This window comes from Streptomyces sp. NPDC057302, assembly GCF_042667685.1.
GTDB lineage: Bacteria > Actinomycetota > Actinomycetes > Streptomycetales > Streptomycetaceae > Streptomyces.
Genome location: NZ_JBHUZJ010000019.1, coordinates 13,675 through 32,525 on the forward strand (window position 1 = coordinate 13,675; position 18,851 = coordinate 32,525).

At 69.7% G+C, this 18,851-nt stretch carries 17 protein-coding genes and 1 pseudogene; 9 read left to right on the forward strand and 9 right to left on the reverse strand.

What is annotated here, in order from left to right; genetic code table 11:
* The first annotated feature begins 57 nt into the window (after nt 1-57).
* From ACFUPX_RS16335 to ACFUPX_RS16360, 6 genes are all read left to right on the forward strand, one after another.
* A complete protein-coding gene (locus tag ACFUPX_RS16335) occupies nt 58-1,044 on the forward strand; it encodes a MerR family transcriptional regulator (RefSeq protein WP_383321837.1) in 987 nt (328 codons plus the stop codon).
* Between the two features lie 78 nt (nt 1,045-1,122).
* Nucleotides 1,123-2,391, forward strand: a complete 1,269-nt coding sequence (locus tag ACFUPX_RS16340) for an NAD(P)/FAD-dependent oxidoreductase (protein WP_383321840.1) — start codon at nt 1,123-1,125, stop codon at nt 2,389-2,391.
* Nucleotides 2,392-2,450: 59 nt separating this feature from the next.
* Complete coding sequence (locus tag ACFUPX_RS16345; RefSeq protein WP_383321842.1) at nt 2,451-2,813, forward strand: SDR family NAD(P)-dependent oxidoreductase; 363 nt, start codon at nt 2,451-2,453, stop codon at nt 2,811-2,813.
* Nucleotides 2,814-3,016: 203 nt separating this feature from the next.
* On the forward strand, nt 3,017-3,769 hold the full coding sequence (locus ACFUPX_RS16350) for a class I SAM-dependent methyltransferase (RefSeq protein WP_383321845.1): 753 nt from the start codon (nt 3,017-3,019) through the stop codon (nt 3,767-3,769).
* A 665-nt stretch (nt 3,770-4,434) separates the two neighbouring features.
* The gene (locus tag ACFUPX_RS16355) at nt 4,435-5,643 is read left to right on the forward strand and encodes a lycopene cyclase family protein (protein ID WP_383321848.1); all 1,209 of its coding nucleotides are present in this window, start codon (nt 4,435-4,437) and stop codon (nt 5,641-5,643) included.
* 92 nt (nt 5,644-5,735) lie between these two features.
* Nucleotides 5,736-7,286: an FAD-dependent oxidoreductase gene (locus tag ACFUPX_RS16360; protein ID WP_383322086.1), complete on the forward strand. Its 1,551-nt coding sequence runs from the start codon at nt 5,736-5,738 to the stop codon at nt 7,284-7,286.
* A 48-nt stretch (nt 7,287-7,334) separates the two neighbouring features.
* On the opposite strand, the gene ACFUPX_RS16365 is transcribed toward ACFUPX_RS16360, so the two are convergent.
* The 5 genes from ACFUPX_RS16365 to ACFUPX_RS16385 all read right to left on the reverse strand — a co-directional run bounded on the left by ACFUPX_RS16365 (nt 7,335) and on the right by ACFUPX_RS16385 (nt 13,729).
* A complete protein-coding gene (locus ACFUPX_RS16365; RefSeq protein WP_383321851.1) occupies nt 7,335-8,375 on the reverse strand; it encodes a DUF5914 domain-containing protein in 1,041 nt (346 codons plus the stop codon).
* Nucleotides 8,372-9,400 (reverse strand): phytoene/squalene synthase family protein, encoded by a 1,029-nt coding sequence (locus tag ACFUPX_RS16370; protein ID WP_383321854.1) that lies wholly within the window; start codon nt 9,398-9,400, stop codon nt 8,372-8,374. Before ACFUPX_RS16370 ends, ACFUPX_RS16365 begins: the two co-directional genes overlap by 4 nt.
* Nucleotides 9,397-10,935, reverse strand: coding sequence for a phytoene desaturase (locus ACFUPX_RS16375; RefSeq protein ID WP_383321857.1), 1,539 nt, complete (start codon nt 10,933-10,935; stop codon nt 9,397-9,399). The genes ACFUPX_RS16370 and ACFUPX_RS16375 overlap by 4 nt, the downstream gene beginning before the upstream one ends.
* Nucleotides 10,932-12,098 (reverse strand): polyprenyl synthetase family protein, encoded by a 1,167-nt coding sequence (locus ACFUPX_RS16380; protein WP_383321860.1) that lies wholly within the window; start codon nt 12,096-12,098, stop codon nt 10,932-10,934. The genes ACFUPX_RS16375 and ACFUPX_RS16380 overlap by 4 nt, the downstream gene beginning before the upstream one ends.
* A 1,043-nt stretch (nt 12,099-13,141) precedes the next feature.
* Nucleotides 13,142-13,729 (reverse strand): hypothetical protein, encoded by a 588-nt coding sequence (locus tag ACFUPX_RS16385; protein WP_383321863.1) that lies wholly within the window; start codon nt 13,727-13,729, stop codon nt 13,142-13,144.
* Between the two features lie 823 nt (nt 13,730-14,552).
* Between ACFUPX_RS16385 and ACFUPX_RS16390 the strand changes: the two are divergent.
* Nucleotides 14,553-14,642: pseudogene (locus tag ACFUPX_RS16390) on the forward strand (IS5/IS1182 family transposase); the annotation flags it as partial.
* A gap of 204 nt (nt 14,643-14,846) precedes the next feature.
* Nucleotides 14,847-15,458: a DUF998 domain-containing protein gene (locus ACFUPX_RS16395; RefSeq protein ID WP_383321866.1), complete on the forward strand. Its 612-nt coding sequence runs from the start codon at nt 14,847-14,849 to the stop codon at nt 15,456-15,458.
* A 386-nt stretch (nt 15,459-15,844) separates the two neighbouring features.
* Here the strand turns inward: ACFUPX_RS16395 and ACFUPX_RS16400 are convergent, their stop codons facing one another.
* From ACFUPX_RS16400 to ACFUPX_RS16415, 4 genes are all read right to left on the reverse strand, one after another.
* Nucleotides 15,845-16,024, reverse strand: a complete 180-nt coding sequence (locus ACFUPX_RS16400; protein WP_383321869.1) for a hypothetical protein — start codon at nt 16,022-16,024, stop codon at nt 15,845-15,847.
* Nucleotides 16,025-16,205: 181 nt separating this feature from the next.
* Nucleotides 16,206-16,493 carry a hypothetical protein gene (locus ACFUPX_RS16405; protein WP_383321872.1) on the reverse strand — a complete coding sequence of 96 codons (288 nt, stop codon included), beginning with the start codon at nt 16,491-16,493 and terminating at the stop codon, nt 16,206-16,208.
* A gap of 170 nt (nt 16,494-16,663) precedes the next feature.
* Nucleotides 16,664-17,041, reverse strand: coding sequence for a fic family toxin-antitoxin system, toxin component (locus tag ACFUPX_RS16410; RefSeq protein ID WP_383321875.1), 378 nt, complete (start codon nt 17,039-17,041; stop codon nt 16,664-16,666).
* Nucleotides 17,041-17,289 carry a hypothetical protein gene (locus tag ACFUPX_RS16415; RefSeq protein ID WP_383321878.1) on the reverse strand — a complete coding sequence of 83 codons (249 nt, stop codon included), beginning with the start codon at nt 17,287-17,289 and terminating at the stop codon, nt 17,041-17,043. The genes ACFUPX_RS16410 and ACFUPX_RS16415 overlap by 1 nt, the downstream gene beginning before the upstream one ends.
* Nucleotides 17,290-17,973: 684 nt before the next feature.
* Between ACFUPX_RS16415 and ACFUPX_RS16420 the strand changes: the two genes are divergently transcribed.
* Nucleotides 17,974-18,711, forward strand: coding sequence for a dienelactone hydrolase family protein (locus ACFUPX_RS16420; RefSeq protein ID WP_383321881.1), 738 nt, complete (start codon nt 17,974-17,976; stop codon nt 18,709-18,711).
* The last annotated feature ends 140 nt before the right edge of the window (nt 18,712-18,851 follow it).

The following is an 18,851-nucleotide window of genomic DNA, read 5'->3' on the forward strand; positions in this document are numbered from 1 at the left end:
TTGGACGCACAAACGACGCAAGCAACACGCGTCGGTTATGCGTCGTACGCTGAGTCGGTGAGCTTGAGCGAGCACGAACAGTCCGCGGCGCTGTCGACCGGCGCGGTGGCCAGGCTCCTGGGCGTCGCGCCGACCACGGTGCGTTCCTGGGACCAGCGCTATGGCCTGGGGCCCGATGCGCACACCGGCGGCAAGCACCGCCGCTGGACGGCAACCGACATCGCGCGTCTTGAGCAGATGTGCGCGCTGACCATGGCGGGGGTGCCGCCCGCCGAAGCCGCGCGCATCGCACGCGAGGGCCGCTCGTCGGACAGGGCGGCCACCCATGCGCCGGCGCGGCCGGGGCTTGCTCGCAGGCGTTCCAGGACCGGTCTTCAGATCGGTGACGTGCGCCGGGAGTGCAAAGGTCTCGCCCGCGCCTCGCTGCGGCTCGATGCCACCTCCGTGGACGACCTGCTGACCACGGCGATTGCCGGCTACGGGCTCGTCACGGCCTGGCAGGAAGTGATCGTGCCGACCCTCCAGGCGGTAGGCCGCAAGTGGGAGAGTTCGGGCGAGAGGTACGTGGAGGTCGAGCACCTGCTGTCCTGGCATGTCGCCGGGGCTCTGCGGCGCAGCTCCCCGCCGATCCCCGCCGGTCAGGCGGCTGCCACGACGCTGCTCGCCTGCGTGCCCGGCGAGATCCACACCCTGCCGCTGGAGGCGCTGGCGGCGGCCTTGGCCGAACGGGGCCTGCCGGTGCGGATGTTCGGTCCGGCGATGCCTGCCGAAGCGCTCGTGGAGGCGGTGCGCAGGACCGGGCCCGCGGCGATCGGGCTGTGGGCCCAGTCCCGGACCACGGCAAGCCGTCCCCTCGCGCAGTACGTGGCGGCGATGGAGTGGGGTGTGCGCGGCGCGCGCAGGCATCCCCTCGTGCTGACCCTCGGGCCGGGCTGGGCCGGCCAGACTCTGCCCGGACTTCCACGGCCCTCAGGACTGGCCGAAGCCCTGGCCGTTCTGGAGACGGCGATAGCCGATGACGCCCAACGGCCTGTCACGCGCTGAGCCACCCCGCGGCGGTGGCATCCTGGCCGACCGTCGGCCCGGCCTCGCCCGGGACCATCGCCATGCAGGGCCTACGAGTTGAGGAGACAGCTGATGCCCCTTCAAAAACGGTCGACCCCCCATACCGTCGTCATCGGTGCGGGTCTGGCCGGCCTTGCCTGCGCGATGGACCTGTGCCGAGCCGGACAGCGGGTCACGCTGCTGGAGGCATCCGATGCGGTGGGCGGGCGGATGCGCACGGACCGCAAGGACGGCTTTCAGCTCGACCGGGGCTTCCAGGTGTTCAACACCTTCTACCCGCAAGTGCAGCGGCGCCTGGACCTTCGCAGGCTGCGGCTGCGCCCTTTCACTCCCGGTCTGATGGCGCACACGCCCACCGGAGTGGTGCGGCTCACTGACCCGACCCGGCGTCCGCGCGAGGCCGGCAACTTGCTGCCCGGTCGGGCCCTGAGCGCCCGCGACCTGGCCGCCCTGGCGGCTCTGACCGCACATGACACCCTCTTGCCGGCCCGGGCCGTCGTTCGGGGACATGACCAGAGCACCCAGCGTGCTCTCGCACGCTGGGGCTTGTCCCACCGCGCCATCGAGCACGTGCTGCGGCCGTTTTTGGCGGGCGTGTTCCTGGAGGGGGAGCTGGAGACCTCAGCGCGCTTCTTCCATCTCATCTATCGCAGCATGGCGCGTGGCAGTCTGTGCCTGCCCGCCGGAGGAATCGGCTCGGCTCCGGCCCAGCTCGCCGAGGGCCTGCCGCAGGGCACTCTGCGGCTGGAGACGCCGGTCGCGGCCATCACCGACCACGGTGTCCTACTGGCCGACGGCCGCGAAGTGCCCGCCACCACGGTCGTCGTCGCCACGGACGCCGCGAGGGCCGCAAGCCTGCGTCCCGGACTGCCGGTGCCGGACGGACGCACCGTCACCACCTACTACCACGCCGCCGACACCTCACCGTTGGCCGAACCAACCCTGGTGACGGACAGCACGCTGGCCGTCCTCAACACCTGTGTCCTGAGCGAAGTCGCCCCGGAATACGCCCCGCCCGGCACCGCACTCGTGTCCACCTCCGTACTCGGCGACGACCAGCCCGGGGCAGAGGCCGCCGTACGCCGCCGTCTGGCCGAGCTGTACACGACGGACACCACCACCTGGCAGCAGATCGCGACCTACACGATCGCAGGGGCATTGCCGGCGATGAGGCCGCCCTGGCCTCTGAGCCGCACCACCCGCCTCACACCCGGACGGTATGTGTGCGGGGACTACCGGGCCACCGGATCCGTGCAAGGCGCGCTCGCCTCCGGCACGCGGGCCGCACGCGAGGTGCTGGCCGACTCCGCGTCTGCGCAACAGTGAAACCCGTCCGCACCCCACCGCATCCACGCCACCATCCAGAGCGGAAGGAGAGACGTGAAATGGCTCCCTTCTGGGCCGACCTGCTGGAGGAACAGTGCACATCCACGGGGCGCGCATTTGTGACCGCCGGTGCCGACGGGGCCATCGGCAGCTCACTGGCGATCGAACGCGGTGCTCGCGGAGCCCAGCCGGCGCTCACCACGCGCGACCCGGCCCGGCTGGCGAAAGCGGCAAAGATCCACCAGGGCGCCGCCACTGCCCTGTTCGACGCCTACGCCCCCAACTCCTGCGCCCGCGCCGTCCACACCTGCGCGGCGGCACTCGGCGAACTGGACGCAGTGATCACAGCGTTCGGCACGGTCGTGTTCGGCACCACACAGGCGGTCGATGACGCCACCGCGGAACACCTGTCGGGCACGTGAACACCGGGTTCGCCGAGGGCGCGGTAGCGGGCACCGCAGACCCATGCCGCCAAGAGGCGGCGTGCAGCAGGCAGTACGAGGGTCGCGCGGGCGCTGGAGAGCGACGCCGATCTCGTCCGGGCCGCACCCTGTGGGACGTCGGTTGTCCAGCAATGCGCCCGGTGACCGACCTCCAACACAAGGGCCCCTGGGGAGACACGCCGATGACACTGCTCCACGACGACCACCTTGCCCGCGCCTTCGATCATGCCGCGCCAACCTACGACCGACTCACCGCGATGAACCCCGGCTACCGCACGGACCTGCTGCGCTCAACCCGCCGACTCCGGCTTCCCCACGGCGGAGCAGGCCTGCGCATCCTCGACCTCGGCTGCGGCACCGGCGCCTCTACCCGAGCCCTGCTGCGAGCTGCCCCGCACGCCCGCATCACAGCCGTCGACGCGTCGGCGGGCATGCTGCACCAAGCACGCAGCAAAGCCTGGCCGGCGAATGTGCGCTTTCAGCACCTGTCCGCCGAAGAGCTGCTGACGGCTGAGGACACCGGCACCTTCGACGCGATCTTCGCTGCCTACCTCTTCCGCAACGTCACCGCCCCCGACGCGGTCCTGGGCGCCGTGCGCACTCTCCTGCGCCCCGGCGGCAGGCTGGCTGCCCACGAATACAGCCTCAGTGGCTCACCCATCCACCGCTCCCTGTGGACGGCAATCTGCCGGACAGTGATCATTCCGGCGGGGACCCTGACCGGCGACCGCGCGCTCTACCGGCATCTGCACGACAGCGTCACCGCGTTCGACACCGCACCCGCCTTCGCCGCCCGCCTTCGCAATGCCGGTTTCACCGACGTCCGCACTCTGCCCGTCGCCGGATGGCAGACCGGCATCGTCCACACCTTCCTCGCACGTAACGGCGGCCCAACCCCCGATGAGTCTGCTGCGGCCACAGAACCCCCGCACTGAACCGCCGGACTCGGGGCCATCGGCACGGCAGCGAGAAAGGACGCGGCGAGTACGCCCCCCCCTGTTATCGACCCTTACGTACCTGAAGCCCGCCCGGCCCACAAACACTTCGCCTCCTGCCCACCCTCGTATCCGGACGCAGCCCGTGGTGCCGAGTCCGAACTCGCCGCGTCCTTCTACGGCGTCACCCGGGAGACGCTCGCGAATCATCCGCCGCTCCGCGCCACCATCCTGCGCCTGGCCCTGTACGAGCATCTGACGCCGACAGAAACCGTTGATCGCGCCCACCGTGTCCGCACGCGCCTGATGGCCGCATGACTGGCAGTGGAACTGCCAACCGTGCGGGTCACGGGCGCCTTGAGATGCGTCTCCCTCCCAGGGATAGCCGGCCGGGTCCACGCCGCGCGGCAGGGGCAAGGTGGCCGCCCCCTCCGGGCCAAGCACTCCGGCGCTGAGGAACCCATTCCCAGCCAGGCCGGGGCTGGGGCCGCGACACATTCCAGTTCGCACTGCGCCGTGCATCCAATTGGTCACCTCGTACGGAATGCTAAGAGCCCGCTGCGCGTCCATCCGTTCGTGGACGGCGGCTGTTGCCTGCTCGGGCAGGCATCAACCTGGCAGACAGGGCATCGGTATGGCCGGTCACGACACGGGACAGGGGATGCATGCACGACACGGAGATCGCCATCGTCGGCGCGGGCGCCGCTGGCCTTTCTCTGGCCTACCGCCTGTGTGCCGCCACCCCGAACCGTGACATCCCCACCATCACTCTGATCGACGCCCCGCAGGGGCCGCTGCGCCCACCGGAACGAACCTGGTGCTTCTGGGAGGAGCCCGGCGGCGAATTCGACGCCGCGACGTCGGCAGGCTGGGACAGCCTGCGGGTGCGCGGGCCGGACGGCACGTCCGTCACCGGTTCACCCGCACCGCTGCGCTACAAGATGCTCCGCTCGCGCGCGTTCGAAGCGTTTGTGGCAAAACGGCTCGATGCCACACCGCACGTGAAGCACCTGGCGGCAACGGTCCATGCCGTGCACGACCTGCCTCACGGCGCGGAGGTGCGGGGCATGACCAGCCGGGGAGAGGCACTGTCACTGCGAGCCCGATGGGTGTTCGACTCCCGCCCGCTGCCCCGGCTGCCGCCGGCCCGAACCACGCTTCTGCAGCACTTCCGTGGCTGGTTCCTGCGGGCCGAGCGGCCCGTCTTCGACCCGCAGGTGGCAGACCTGATGGACTTTCGCACCCCGCGCCCCGCGCACGGTCTGTCCTTCGGCTACGTCCTGCCGAGCAGCCCCTACGAGGCCTTGGTGGAGTACACGGAATTCTCGCCCGCGGCGTTGGACAGCGCCGACTACGACCGGGCCCTGCACACCTACGTGACCGATCAACTCGGCCTCGCCCGCTTCGAAGTGAGCCATGTCGAACAGGGCGTCATCCCCATGACAGATGCACGATTCCCGCACCGGCCGGGGCGATCGGTGTTTCGCATCGGAACGGCAGGCGGCGCGACCCGCCCCTCCACCGGGTACACCTTCGCCGCCATCCAGCGGCAGGCACAGTCCATCGCCACCGCCTGGCAGGAGCGCGGCCATCCCCTGTCGCCGCCCGTACACTCGCGCCGTTCGCTGGCCATGGACGCGGTCCTGCTGCGCGCCTTGGACACCGGCAGGCTGGATGGAGCGGACTTCTTCACCGGGCTCTTTCGCCACGTGCCGATGGAACGGCTGCTGCGCTTCCTGGACGGCGCCACCCGCTGGGACGAGGACTTCCGCATCGGACTGCACACCCCGGTCGGCCCCATGCTCCGTACCGCGGCTGAACTGCCCTGGCTGCCCCGGCGCGTATCGCAACGCACGGTCCGGCAGCCCGGCTGACCCGCGCCGTGGCTCCCGCCAGCGGCCGACGACAGAAAGAGACTGCAGACATGCCCGTGCCGGGATACGAGACACCGAAACGCCAAAGCCCCATGCGAGGCCGAAGGGCAGATGGTGTGCGGCGGGGACGTGACCGGCACGCGTGCAGGCTGCCCGGCCCCGATGGGCTTCAGCGGGTGCGGGGCCAGGCCCCGCGTGTGGCGGTGATCGGCGGTGGGATCGCCGGACTTGCTGCGGCAACAGCTTTGGCGGAGCGCGGCGTTGACGTCACCGTGTACGAGCGGCAGCATCAGCTCGGTGGCCGTCTGGCGGGCTGGCCCGTGGACCTCGCCGATGGCTCCGCCGCGACGATGAGCCGCGGCTTCCACGCCTTCTTCCGCCAGTACTACAACCTTCGCGGCCTGCTGCGGCGCGCTGATCCAGAGCTGCGGATGCTCACCGCGCTGCCCGACTACCCGCTGCGCCACAGCGGAGGTCTCCAGGACAGCTTCGCCCGCGTCCCGCGCACGCCGCCCTGGAGCGCGCTGGGGTTCGTCGCGCAGAGCCCCACCTTCGGTGTGCGGGACCTCGCCCGGATGAACGCGCGGGCCGCCCTGCCCCTTTTGGACATTCGGGTGCCGGACGTATACGAGCGATTGGACGCCATCAGTGCTTGGGAGTTCCTGGAGCGGATCAGGTTCCCACGCGCCGCCCATCACCTGGCCTTCGAGGTGTTCTCCCGCAGCTTCTTCGCCGACCCGCGCGACCTCTCGGCAGCCGAACTGGCCCTGATGTTCCACATCTACTTCCTCGGCTCCAGCGAGGGCCTCCTGTTCGACGTGCCCAATGAGCCCTTTCCCGCCGCGCTGTGGGAGCCATTGGCCGACTACCTGACGAGCCACGGTGTCGATATCCGCACGGGAGAGACCGTCGAGAGCATCCGACCCGCGCGGCACGGCGGCTCGCACGTCATCGCCCAGGGCGCCGAAACCCATCATGACGCCGTGGTCCTGGCCCTGGACACCACTGGTCTGCAGCGCGTGGTCGGCCAGTCCCCCCTGCTCGCCGACCAGCCATGGCGGGACATGGTGCAGAAATTGCGCACCGCGCCTCCCTTCCTGGTTTCCCGGCTCTGGCTCGATCGCCCCGTGGCCGCCGGTCGCCCGGGTTTCATGGGCACCAGCGGCTACGGAACGCTGGACAACGTGAGCGTCCTGGAGCGCTGGGAGGGCCAGTCCGCGCGCTGGTCTGCTCACAACGGCGGTTCCGTCGTCGAACTGCACGCCTACGCCACGGACCCGCGGGCCGACCGGAAAACCCAACAGGATCTTCTCGTCGCCCAGTTGCACCGGGTCTACCCCGAGACACGCGATGCCAAGGTGATCGACGCGCGCCACGAATGGAACGCCGACTGCCCGCTGTTTCCGCTCGGCGGGTACGCGGAAAGGCCTGGGGTACGCACCCCGGATCCCACCGTCACCCTGGCGGGCGACCTGGTCCGCACGGACCTGCCGGTCGCGCTGATGGAACGGGCGGCAACCACAGGCTTCCTGGCCGCGAATGCCCTGCTTGCACAGTGGGGTCTACGCGGCCAGACCCTGTGGACGGTGCCGGACAAGGGGCGGGTGGGCGCGCTGCGGGCCCTGAACCGGATGTTCAGCTGAAGCCCGCGGCCGACGACGCGGTCTGGTGTGACCACAGAGCCACCATGCTCAGCCTGGGAACCGACCGGTGCTGCGCAGTGTCCAGCGTCGTTCCGCATAGGCCAGGTCGTCGCGCCACAGACGCCCTGCGGCCGCACGCATCAGGGGGCGCAGCGCGGGGGCGGTTGCGCGGGCAAGGGCGAACCCGCGGCGGTCCGACGTGGCGATGACCGCCTCGATGACCGCGGTACATGGCCGCCCCTTGGCGTCCGGCCCCAGCGGCGTGGCGTGCGTCTCGACGACCGAGCCCTGCCCCTCCCCTTGCGTGATGTGCATGACCACGGTGCGCGGTTCCGGCGCGGTGAAGACCGCCCTGACCGGCACGACCGCGCGGCCGGCCACCTTGAAGGACACGTAGACGGCGAACGCGTCGGGGCCCTGCTCGCTGTCCTTTCCGGTGTCGCCGGGCCGGCCGACGACGGTGAGGTCGACGAACGAATAGGGGTGGAACCATGCGCCGTGCCAGGGATCGAGGCGGTTGGCGATCACGTCCTCGGGTTCGCAGCTCCCGGAGACCTCACAGACCGCAGCGATGGCCCGGGCCGGTTCCGGTCGTGCGGGGATTTCCGGCCGGTCCAGAGGTGTCTCGCCCCCGAGAGCGTCGAGCCTGACCCAGACGAGCACGCCGTCGTCGAACGCCGGATAGGGCTCCCAGCCCCCCGTGGCTTGGCCGTTGAGCGCCATACCGTGCCAGTGGCAGATCAGAGTGCCGCAATGAACCGGGCTGTCCTTGAGCGGGGCTCCCAGATGGGGGCAACTGCCCGGTCCCGCCCGCAGCGTGCCCCCTGCGTCGCGCCAGGCGACGACCTCGACACCGGCGATGCTCCGGCCCAGTGGCCGGCTGGCGGTGACGTCCTGCGAGCTGCCCAGGACGTACCAGTTGCCCGACGGGCGGGCCAGGGCACGCTTCAGCGCTGCGGCGATGATGCCCGGTTTCGCCTCGCGCCAGGTCGGGCGCTGCTGCTCCCAGGGAACGGGACGACGGCGCAGCCGCAAGGGGATGCGCGCCGCCCTCGCAGCCCGGCCCCCACTCTCGCTGTCTCCTGTCACGCGGACCACAGCCCCTGCGCTTGGGGCCGCACGCGGGGAGCGGGAGTCGCACGCGTTTGCGCGGTCGCTGCGTCGCGGGTCTCGGGCGCGCCGCGGGGACGGGTGCGTGCCATCGCGAGGCGGATCAGGCCGTCGCAGGCCACGGTCGCGCGCCGTCGGCGGGGAACGACGGCCCGGCGGTGCAGTACCGCGTATCCGTCGTCGGCGATGGCATCGAGAATGGCGCCGTACAGCACGAAGGCGGTGCGGATGCAGGGCCGGGACGCGGGCGCGAGCATCGCCAGTCCGGGTACGGCGTGGCGGTAGACCCCGCGCGTGAGTTCGGCGGCGGCCTTCAGCATCGCGGTGATGCGCCGGTCGCCCGCTCCCGTCTTGCGGCTCCACTGCAGCAGGCTTCGGTCCACGCCGTGAGCGGCCAGCAGGTCGCCCGGCAGATAGAGACGCCCGCGGTCGAGGTCCTCGCCGACGTCGCGGAGGAAGTTGGTCAGCTGAAAGGCCACGCCGAGTGCGGCCGCGTGCGGCTCGGCTTCCTCGCGTGGGACCACGGTGCCCAGCACGGGCAGCATCTGCAGTCCGATCACCGCGGCGGATCCGTGCATGTAGGAGCGCAGTGCCGCGTAGTCGGCGTACTCGCTGATCTCCAAGTCGAGGCGCATGGAGGTCAGGAAGTCAGTGAAGTGCCGCGGTTCGATCACATACCGGGCTGCGGTGTCGGCGAGCGCGGCCACCACCGGCTCGCCACTGGTGCCGTGCCGCAGCGACTCCTGCAGATGGCGCTCAAGGTGGTCCAGGGCGGCGGACCGTTCGGTGGGCGTGGCGGTGGAGTGCATGTCGTCGACGATGTCGTCGGCCCAGCGGGCGAAGCCGTAGAGGGCGTGCACGGCGGGCCGGTGGGCGACCGGCAGTAGCCGGGTGGCCAGGAAATAGGTTTTGCCGTGGCGCGCGTTGAGCCGTCGGCAGTGGGTGTAGGCCGCGCGGAGCGCCGGGTTGCTGATACCCGCGGCGTCGAGTTCCCGGTCAGTCATGCATCTGGTCCTTTCGCGGCCGCTCCTGCTGTCCGGGGGCGTGGGCGCTGTGGCTGTCCCGCTCCCGTGACACGCGCCGCGGCCAGTTTTCCGGAGATGAGCACGGTCGGCACGCCGACGCCGGGTGTGGTGCCGCAGCCGGCGAGGACGGCGTTGGTGGTGCCGCGTACCAAGTTGGCGGGGCGGAAGGGGCCGGTCTGGGCGAAGGTGTGGGCTGCGGAGAATGGTGTCCCGGCGGCATGGCCTTGCGCCGCCCAGTCTGCGGGGGTCACCAGGCATTCCTCCTGGATGGCGGCGGAGAACCCGTCGAGCCCGCGGCGCTCCAGCGCGTGAAGAAGGCTGTCGCGGTAGCGCGGTGCGAGGTCGTGCCACTCGCGCGTGCCCGCGCCGATGTCTGTGTTGGGGCAGGGCGCGAGGATGTAGTGCAGATGGCGGCCGGGCGGTGCCAGGTCGGGGTCGGTCGCCGTGGGCCGGGTGATGAGCAAGGAGGGGTCGCTCATCAGCCGTCCGGTGCGGGTCAGCTCCTGGAAGGTGTCTTTCCACGCGGCACCGAAAGACAGGGTGTGATGGGCCAGTCCGGGCCAGGTGCGATCGGTTCCCGCATGCAGGATCACCGCCGACGGTGAGTGCCTCAGCGCGATGGGGCGCTGCGGGCGGTGCGTGAGCAGCTGGTAGGCGACTGGCAGATCCGGTGTGAGCACGACGGCATCGCAGGGGATCCGTCCGCGGTCCGTGATGACGGCGGTAATCCGCTCCCCCGCGCGTTCGAGGCGCGTCACGTCGTGCTCGAAGCGCAGGTCGCCGCCCGCGTCGGTGGCTGCCTGCGCCATGGCTCGGGGCAGCGCGTGCATGCCCCCTTTGGGGAAGTAGACCCCGGCGACGGTGTCCATGTAGGCGATGACGGCATACGCGGCCAGGGCACGGGCCGGGGGAACTCCCGCGTAGAGGGCCTGGAAGGTGAAGACGCGCCGCAGCCGCTCGTCGGCGAGAAACCGGCCCACGCGGGCATCCAGGCGGCCGAACCCGCCCAGTACGGCCAGCCGGGCGAGGTCGGGGGTCAGCAGACCGAGAGGAGAGTCGAAGTTCGTGTCGATGAACCGGCGCATCTGCACCCGGTAGAGACGCTCGAGCCAGTCACGCAACCGCCGGTATCCCAGGGCCTCCCGGGCTCCCGCGAAGCACGCGATTTCGGCCTCCATCGCCTCCGCGCCGGTGTGCACGTCCAGGGTGCTGCCGTCGGCGAACTGGGCCCGGTATGCGGGATGCAAGGGGATCAGGTCCACCCGGTCGGCAAGTCGCTCTCCGACCGCAGCGAACGCCTCATCCGCGATGTCCGGCATGGTCATGACGGTCGGTCCGGTGTCGATCCGGTAGCCGCCCTGTTCGAGCAGGCCGGCCCGGCCGCCGGGTACTGCGGCGCGTTCCACTACGGTCACCCGGCGCCCGGCACCGAGCAGGTGCAAGGCGGCCGACAGGCCGGACAAGCCCGCTCCGACGACCACGACATGATCGGTGGGCCCTTGCAGTGTTCTCATCCGTTGCTCGCTTCGGCGAAGGACGTCCGTGGGCTCGATGTGTGTCCGCCGCCCGGCTCATGGGAGGAGCCGGGCACCGGGGCGGCCGGGATGCCTGCCACGGTGCAGAACAGCTCCCGCAGCTGTGCGGCAGCAGGGCGCACCAGGGCGACGCGGTCGAGGTGCCGCACGCTCTGGGCGAGCAGCCGGCGGATCTTGGTCTCGACGGTGTCGCGCGCTCCGCTGTGCACCAGGGCGCCTCGTACGCGCTCCAGGTCCCCTTCCGTCAGGTCGGCGCCACCTCCCACATGGGTATCGAGGATCTGGAGCAGGGCACGGCTGCCGGTGGCTTGGGCACGGGCCCTCGCCACCGCCAGGAGGTAGGTGACCTTGCCTTCCCTGATGTCGTCGCCCGAAGGCTTACCGGTGTGCCCGGGGTCGCCGAACGCGCCCAGCAGGTCGTCCCTGAGCTGGAAGGCGATGCCCGCGCAGCGGCCGGCCGAGCACAGCGCTCGGGTCGTGCGCTGGTCGGCCCCGGCAAGCGCTGCGCCGAAGGCCAACGGCCTCTCCACTGAATACAGACCGCTCTTGAGCGTGGCCGTCTTGAGGGCCAACGACGTCGAGCGAGAACCCGTTGCCTGCCCGTACAGGTCGAGATACTGGCCGGCCACCATCTCCGACCGCATCGCCTGCCACAGCGCTCGCACGTCCCTGGCCGTGTCCGTCGGCAGTTCTGTGCACGCAACGACATCATCGGCCCAGGCCAGGGCCAGATCGCCGACGAGGATGGCGGCGCCCGTGCCGAACGAAGTGCCTGTCCCGGCATCGTGGGCACCGTGCTGGGCCGCAAGGTCGACATGCACCGCGGCCCGGCCACGGCGTACAGCCGAAGCGTCCATCACGTCGTCATGGACCAGCGCGCACGTCTGGATCAGTTCGAGTCCCGCGGCCAGGCGCAGAGCTGCCCGGGCAGAAGCGGCATCGGCTGAGCCACCGCATGCCTGCAGGCCCCACCACAGGAACCTTGAGCGCATGCGCTTGCCGCCGTCCAGGGTGAAGCGGGCGACCCGTTCGGCCACGCCCTGAGCGAAGTGGGCGTCGATCGAAATCGCCGCGTCGAGCCGCTCTTTGAGAACATCGTGAAGAATGCGCCCGACTGCGGCGCCGACGTCAGCGTCGACCACGGCCGGATCCCAGGAGCCCAGGCTTGGGCCCGCGGCGCGCCCGGCAAGTTGCCCCTCAGGCAGTGGAGGGAAGCCCGCATGCCCCGTTCCGAAGTATCGACCGTCCTGGCCGCCGGTCAGGGACGGTGCCTCCGTCCAGGTGCGGCGCATCGCAATTCCTCTCATGGCGTGCGGAGCGTCGGTCGGTGCGTTTTCCCTCCCAACGCGCCAGCCGGATGCACCTAGGCGCATTTCATTACGAGGGACAGGGCAAGCGGTCTCGGCCGATCACCGAGGAGGGGGTGACGCCAGGACGACAGACAGGTCGCGCCCACCGGGGGCTCTGCGAGCGCTGGAGCCGGGAAAGCCCGTCCCCAGGACATCACCAGGCCGCCACCAGGCTGGAGGACCGATGCCGGATACCGAAGCCATAAGGGACCGTACAAGCAAGGTGTCGGCACCAGGGCGAACGCCACGACGAGGGTGACGTGTCGTGCGGCGAGGCCACCGCAGCGCGCCGGGCCGGAGGGTGCCGGGCGCTTCGCAGAGACGGGCGGCGCCGCCCGTCACGATTGAGCCGTGCGTCGACGCGGAGACCGCGTGGATGCGGCTGTCGGCGCCTGGGAAGTCCGACGGGCGGCACCTGTGGGGGGGGGTAGAGCTCCGCGAGGCGCGCGACGGAGAAGGCGGCAACCAACACGGCACCGATCATGATGAGCCACAGCCACCAAGCGGGGTGATCCCAGATGCCGCCGTCGGGTCGCTCCTGGTGAGCCTCGGCGGTCTGTCCTTCGGCGGGCGGCGTCGCCATGACGCAGAACACCGACGGGACGATTACCCCCATCGGGGTCGCCTCGTTGCGCCTCATGGACTGGCTGTGGAGGTCCGACAATCTGATGCCGCGAGCGGTCAGAGGGCGGGCAGGTCGGCTCCATCGCAACGAACGAGGGCACCCTTGACAGCAGTATGCGATGCGACCGCGCAACCATCCTCGTCCGTTTGTCGGGCCGGTCTACGTAGCACACAGCTGGACGAGCAGCACGGGGCTGCTCGACCAGCAGGGCTCAGCTGATCCGGGTGGTGACGCCGGCGGAGTTGTTGGTGGTGTTGGTTTCGGGGCTGGCGGTTCCTGCCTCGCTGCGCAGGTGTACGGTGCCGCCGCCGTGGGACGGGCCCTTGCCCGCGATCTCCAGGCGCACGGTGGAGCCGGGCTTGACGGTGCCGAGGTTGGCGATGAGAGAGCCACCGGGGGTGTAGGTGGAGTTGCCCTGGCTCACGCGGTCCGCGACGTGGTCGATGCCGTTGGGAAGCGTGGTGACCAGATCAACGTTCTCGGCCTTGCCCTTGCCCACGTTGGTGACCTCGACCTGCCAACGCTGCTCCTGATGGTGATCGATGTGAGTGGGGCCCGAAGCGGTGACCTTCAGATCGGCGCCCGTCTTGGGCTTGGAGTGCTGGTAGTAGTCCTGATCCCAGCGGCCGCCGGTCCAGGCGTCCCCGTAGTGGCCGTCGTAGCCGTACGACGGCGCGGGAGGCTTCGGCGCCAAGGGGGCCGCGGACGCGGGGGCCGCCGAGATCGCGGCCAGGCCGGCGCAAGATGCGACGACACCCGCGATCACACCAGCGACGCGCTGATTACGTGCAAAGTCCATGGGAGGTGACCTTCCATCGAAGACGAGAGGCACGCGACGCTGAGCACCTGACTTCCATGGCAACGCACGCCGGGAGCTGGGGAACGAGTCCTTTGCCCTCGATCGACGGGCAAGAGGTCCCCCAGTGCCCCCTGCCCGCCCCCGGCGTCGCCAGTGCGCTATCTAGCCGCCGTGCCCTTGCGGCCGATGAACTGCTGCGAGGCCGGGCTTGTTGGTGACGTGGCAGCCCCATCGCCGCAGTTCTCTATGCCGCCCAAAAGCCCGTCGGTCGGCGGCGGCACTCCGCCTGCACCTCGCGACTCACCATCCATGGCGTCGCAATCGGGGGCAGCGTGCGTCTTCCCGGCGGCAACTGCGCTCCAAGGATTCAGGAAGCCGACCTCGGCCACCACCCCCACGTGCCGGCCGCCCAACGCAGCGAGCGCACGCACCCGCAGAGAGAAGGCCACCCGCTGGGGCGCGCGCTGCTTTGCCGCAGCAGCCTGGACCCCACGGTGAATCCTGCTCAACTCATCAGAAGGGCAGTCCCCGCAGGTCCACACTGGTGGCCGGTGAGGCAGGCCACCCAGGTCGTAGAGCATGGTGGTCAAAGGGGAGGTCCGTGTGCCATCAGGCTGCTGGAAGGTGACGGGCACGGAGAGCCGGCTGCATCCCAACTGTGTGTTGAGCGGGACCAGGTCCTGGTGGCAGAGCAGGATCACCGTGGAGGGTGTGCTGCTTGTCAGCCCACTCCAGACCGTGTCGATTCACCCCAAAGATCTCGGGCAGACCATCGCGGAGTGCGGCCATGCCACCCGGAGAACTGGGACCCGCCACATAAATCATCCTGCGTGGCTGCCGGCAACATGGCGACGGCCTCCATCACGCCGTCCAAGCCGTCGCGCACATGCACAACCTCGCGCCCGCATCATGACCAGAAGATTGCGCTCATACACCCTGACCTGCGCAAATACAGCCTTGCGCAACACCCTTCAAGACTTGTCCCGCAATTGATCTTCCGGAGCAGAGGCATGAGTCGGGCCTAGGCTGGCGATTACACGTTCTGGGTTGATGACTGCGACCCATCCCTACGTCAACGCAGGTTGACGTACCCATCCTGTCAACATAAGTTGACGTGATGGGTAATCAAACACTGCTTGCCTGCGGGATGGCCGCTGGCCCGCTCTTCACCATCGCGTACCTACTGGAAGGCGCCCGCCGTGTGGACTACAAGCAGTTCCGCCATCCCGTCAGCTCGCTCACCCTCGGCCGCGCCGGGTGGGTGCAGACCGTCAACTTCCTCTTCACGGGCTCGCTGACGCTGATCTTCGCCGAGGGCCTGTGGCGTGCCGGGCCTTCCCGCTGGGGCGCACTGCTGATCGGCGTATGGGCGGTCGGGCTGCTGGGCGCAGGTTCCTGCCGGACGGATCCGGTGAGCGGTTACCCCATCGGCACCCCCGATCAGCTCCAGCGCCCCACCCGCACAGGGGCTCTGCATGACCTGTTCTCCCTCATCGGATTCCTCGCCCTTGCCGCGGCCTGCTTCGTTTTCGCTCTGTCCAACTCGCCGGGATGGGCCCTCTACTCGATCGCCAGTGGTGTGCTCTTCGCAACCACGATGGCGCTGGCCAGTGCTGCGTTCAGCCAACATCAACGCTGGGTGGATCTGGGCGGACTGATCCAGCGCGTCTCACTCACGATCGGCTGGACCTGGCAGATGCTGCTCGCCGTGCGCATTCTGCACACCTGACGGTCGTCCCATACTCGCTGCCCACGGCAGAGATGATCTCTCCATGGCTGGTGTGATCACGGCGTCGGAGCCGTCTTGGATACCTGCTTCTAACGAAAGCTGTTGACCATTTGGCTGTTGGCGTCTTGGCTCGTTGGTCTGGTGTGGCGAAACGTCAGCCGCGGCCACGGATCGTGTCGGATGAACTGTGGTCGCTCATCCTGCCGTTGCTGCCCGAACCGGCACCGAAGCTGGTGCAGGGCAGACCTCAAGTGCCGACCCGGGGCTGGCTTCAGCTCTCCCCGCCTCGGCTAACCTGCGCACGGCGGGGAGGCCAATCCCAAGGGCTCGGGCGGTCCGGTGGGCGGTGAGCAGCCGGGCCGGATGATCTGCGACTCCATGGTGGGCTATTCGCCGTCGGGGACAGCGACGACGAGCCGCTGCAGCTTCCCGCTCAACGACAAGCGGCCCTGCGGGATGTCACTGCCGGACGCGCCGGCCTCCTTGGCTTCGGCGACGAAGTCAGCGATCTCATCGAGTGTCATGAACTTGTCGGTGCCGGGGACATGCTCGATCTTCTTGGGCATGAGTTGATCCTCTCGCGCCGGCCCCGTGGACCGGACGGTTCACGGCTTCAAGGGACCAGTGTGACGCCTACGGGCACTCCCGTGCCGCCACGGATGTCCGCCTCGGATGCCAGCGGCACTCTCTTGCAGGACCGCGGAGAAGGAGACGGAGAGGCAGGACAAATGGATACCTCCACCGCAACTACGCCAGCTTCATGACGATGTCGGCACCCTCGGCGGAGTTATAAAGGACGGGGACCCCTGATTCCTCGCCGTAATAAAGCGTGGTGTCACACCCGTCCGAGAAGTCCAGCACCACCGAGGTCGCCCCTGTCACATCCAGAGACTTCCAGGTGCCCTCCCCCGACTTGGAGTGCAGGCCACTGGCCAAGCACGAGAAGTACTGCGCCTTGAGGTTCTTGACGGTGAACTTGCCCTTGCCCCGCAGGTCGAGCGTCGCCCCCACATCACTGTTCTTCCTTTCCCGCACCAGGGTCCGGGGCTCCTCGACCTGCGCATCGACCTGGACTGGCAGGCCGGGGGACGAATGTCGGCACGGCGCCCGGCCGAGCTCACCGGGTGCCGCACAGCACCGTGCACAAAACCCTGACCCGTCCCCCTGCTCGTTCCGTCACTTCAACTCCCCTGCCCGCGCCCTCGTCAGCTGGAGGTGGGCCAGGAGCGCAAGAGCTGGGCGAGCTTGTCAGCGGTGCAGTCGCGGCTGAGGAGGAGATCGCGCAGGGCTACGGCGTCATCGTGGCCGGGTTTGACCGTGACACCAGAGGCTTCCAAGTACATGACGCCGGTAGCGGCCGCGACTGCGAGGTTCGAGCGTTCCAGCCAGCGGCAGCGCCCCAGGACGTGCACCAGCGCCGCGGCACGCGCGTAGGCGCCGTCGTAGACGGGGGTTTCGAGGAGCTCGGCACGGTGGCAGGCGACAGCGGCAACGGGGATGCCGTAGTCGTCCGGGGTCGGGTCACCAGCCCCGGCCAGTTGCGCGACCTGCAGGATCCAGGGGACGTCGATGTGCAGTTCCATTACGCGGCGTGCGCTCCCGGTGCGGCGGCCTGCGCGTCGCGGGGCGCCTCGGCTTCGTCGAAGACGTGCTGGTGGTCCGCGAGGAATCGGCCGGCCGCCTCCAGACCCCGAGCGCGCAGGCCGCTCGCGTCTTCAAGGACCAGTTGAGAGATGTAGTCCCCCACCGCCATGCCGCGCTCCTTGGCCCGCACCGCCGCGAGTTCCTTGACCTCGGGATCGACCCGTGCACCGAGCTGTGTCTTTGCCATACCCTTGATGGTAACACTTGTTACCACGAGAGGGGGCCGCCCCGAACTCGCCCGTCGGGGTGCGAGGGCGCACAGCGAGCGCGCCTGCGCGGGCGGAGCCTGGCAGCTCTTGGTCTCCGGAAGCCGCGTCGAGGAGCCTGATGGTTCTCGGATCCGACGAGCCCGACGCGACGAAGTTGGAGCAGCTGCGCAGGGCGTGAAGGTCGCGCCTCTACCGGAGTAGCGCTGGGCGCGGGCGCGGGTGCGGGTGCGGGGTCGCGCGGTCGGAGGCGGGTGCCCTGACAGGCGGCGTGCCTTGGCGGTCCCGCGTTTCGCTTCGCACGTACGCGGGGCCGCCCCCATGCCGGGTATCGGATCCGGCTCGACCTGGTGCCGGTCAGCGGCCCCGGGGCGGTGCGCAGGATCGCCGACAGCCGCATGGCCGCCTCCCTGCTCGAGGCCCCAGAAGAGACGGCCTGGTGCCCGCGGTGGTTGAAAACCCATCTCCAACCGGTGAGAGGCCTGAAACTGGCGACCTCGCCGAGACACGGGTCAAAGGGCAACGAGATGGACAGCTCTGCCGTGGGGACGAGGTTGTGAGGGTTCTTGTGATCCCTCGCCGTATTTCAGAGGGATACCCGTGCTGCTCTGCCAGCGGCAGAACAGCGGTCGGACCGGGCTCGACGATCACTACAGTCCAGTCTCATGACGACGATTACGACGCGTACGGTCGAGTACCCGGCCGACGGTCTGACGATGATCGGGCACCTCGCGCTCCCGGCCGGTGTCGACCGCCGACCTGCAGTGCTGCTCGGACCAGAAGGCACGGGGCTCAGTGACGTCGAGCGGCACCGGGCCGATGCTCTCGCCGAGCTGGGATACATAGCGCTGGCCTTCGACCTTCACGGCGGGCGCTATTTGAGCGACCCCGAGGAGATGCTGGCCCGTTGCCTGCCACTGCTCGCTGATCCCGACCGGATGCGGGGCATCGGCCATGCAGCGCTCGCCGTGTTGCGCGCCGAACCGCGGACCGACCCCGACCGGATCGCCGCCGTCGGCTACGGCACCGGGGGCGCCGTCGGGCTGGAACTCGGGCGCGACGGCGTCGATCTGCGCGCGATCGGCACAGTCAACGCGCTGACCACGGGCCGACCGGGCGAGGCAGCGCGCATTCGCTGCCCGGTGTGGGCCGGGGTCGGATCGGAAGACCCGATCATGGCGCCCGCGCAACGCAAGGCGTTCACCGCTGAGATGCAGGCCGCGGGCGTCGACTGGCGCCTCGCGGTCTACGGCGGCGCCTTGCACGCCTTCCACCATCCGCCGGTCGACCACCCCACGGTCCCCGGCGTCGGCTACCACCCGCAGCACGCGCGGCGAGCCTGGCGCGACGTCGTCGACCTGCTCGCCGAGTGCCTGACCGTGCCGGAGGATCTGGGGGCATGACCCAGGCAAACATGCCGGCACCAGGCTTGGTCGGCGTCACGCCTGGGATGCCTGAGACGCCTGAGACGCCTGAGACGCCTCAAGCATCGTGGACGGGTTGGGCAGATCGGGGCATGGGATGCGGTGACCTGGACGGTGGG

Excerpts from the sequence above, each read along its gene's own strand:
- ACFUPX_RS16345 (WP_383321842.1), top strand. The coding sequence starts at position 2,451 with ATGGCTCCCTTCTGGGCCGACCTGCTGGAGGAACAGTGCACATCCACG.
- ACFUPX_RS16350 (WP_383321845.1), top strand. The coding sequence starts at position 3,017 with ATGACACTGCTCCACGACGACCACCTTGCCCGCGCCTTCGATCATGCC.
- ACFUPX_RS16355 (WP_383321848.1), top strand. The coding sequence starts at position 4,435 with ATGCACGACACGGAGATCGCCATCGTCGGCGCGGGCGCCGCTGGCCTT.
- ACFUPX_RS16360 (WP_383322086.1), top strand. The coding sequence starts at position 5,736 with ATGCGAGGCCGAAGGGCAGATGGTGTGCGGCGGGGACGTGACCGGCAC.
- ACFUPX_RS16370 (WP_383321854.1), bottom strand. The coding sequence starts at position 9,400 with ATGACTGACCGGGAACTCGACGCCGCGGGTATCAGCAACCCGGCGCTC.
- ACFUPX_RS16375 (WP_383321857.1), bottom strand. The coding sequence starts at position 10,935 with ATGAGAACACTGCAAGGGCCCACCGATCATGTCGTGGTCGTCGGAGCG.
- ACFUPX_RS16385 (WP_383321863.1), bottom strand. The coding sequence starts at position 13,729 with ATGGACTTTGCACGTAATCAGCGCGTCGCTGGTGTGATCGCGGGTGTC.
- ACFUPX_RS16395 (WP_383321866.1), top strand. The coding sequence starts at position 14,847 with ATGGGTAATCAAACACTGCTTGCCTGCGGGATGGCCGCTGGCCCGCTC.
- ACFUPX_RS16400 (WP_383321869.1), bottom strand. The coding sequence starts at position 16,024 with ATGCCCAAGAAGATCGAGCATGTCCCCGGCACCGACAAGTTCATGACA.
- ACFUPX_RS16410 (WP_383321875.1), bottom strand. The coding sequence starts at position 17,041 with ATGGAACTGCACATCGACGTCCCCTGGATCCTGCAGGTCGCGCAACTG.
- ACFUPX_RS16415 (WP_383321878.1), bottom strand. The coding sequence starts at position 17,289 with ATGGCAAAGACACAGCTCGGTGCACGGGTCGATCCCGAGGTCAAGGAA.
- ACFUPX_RS16420 (WP_383321881.1), top strand. The coding sequence starts at position 17,974 with ATGACGACGATTACGACGCGTACGGTCGAGTACCCGGCCGACGGTCTG.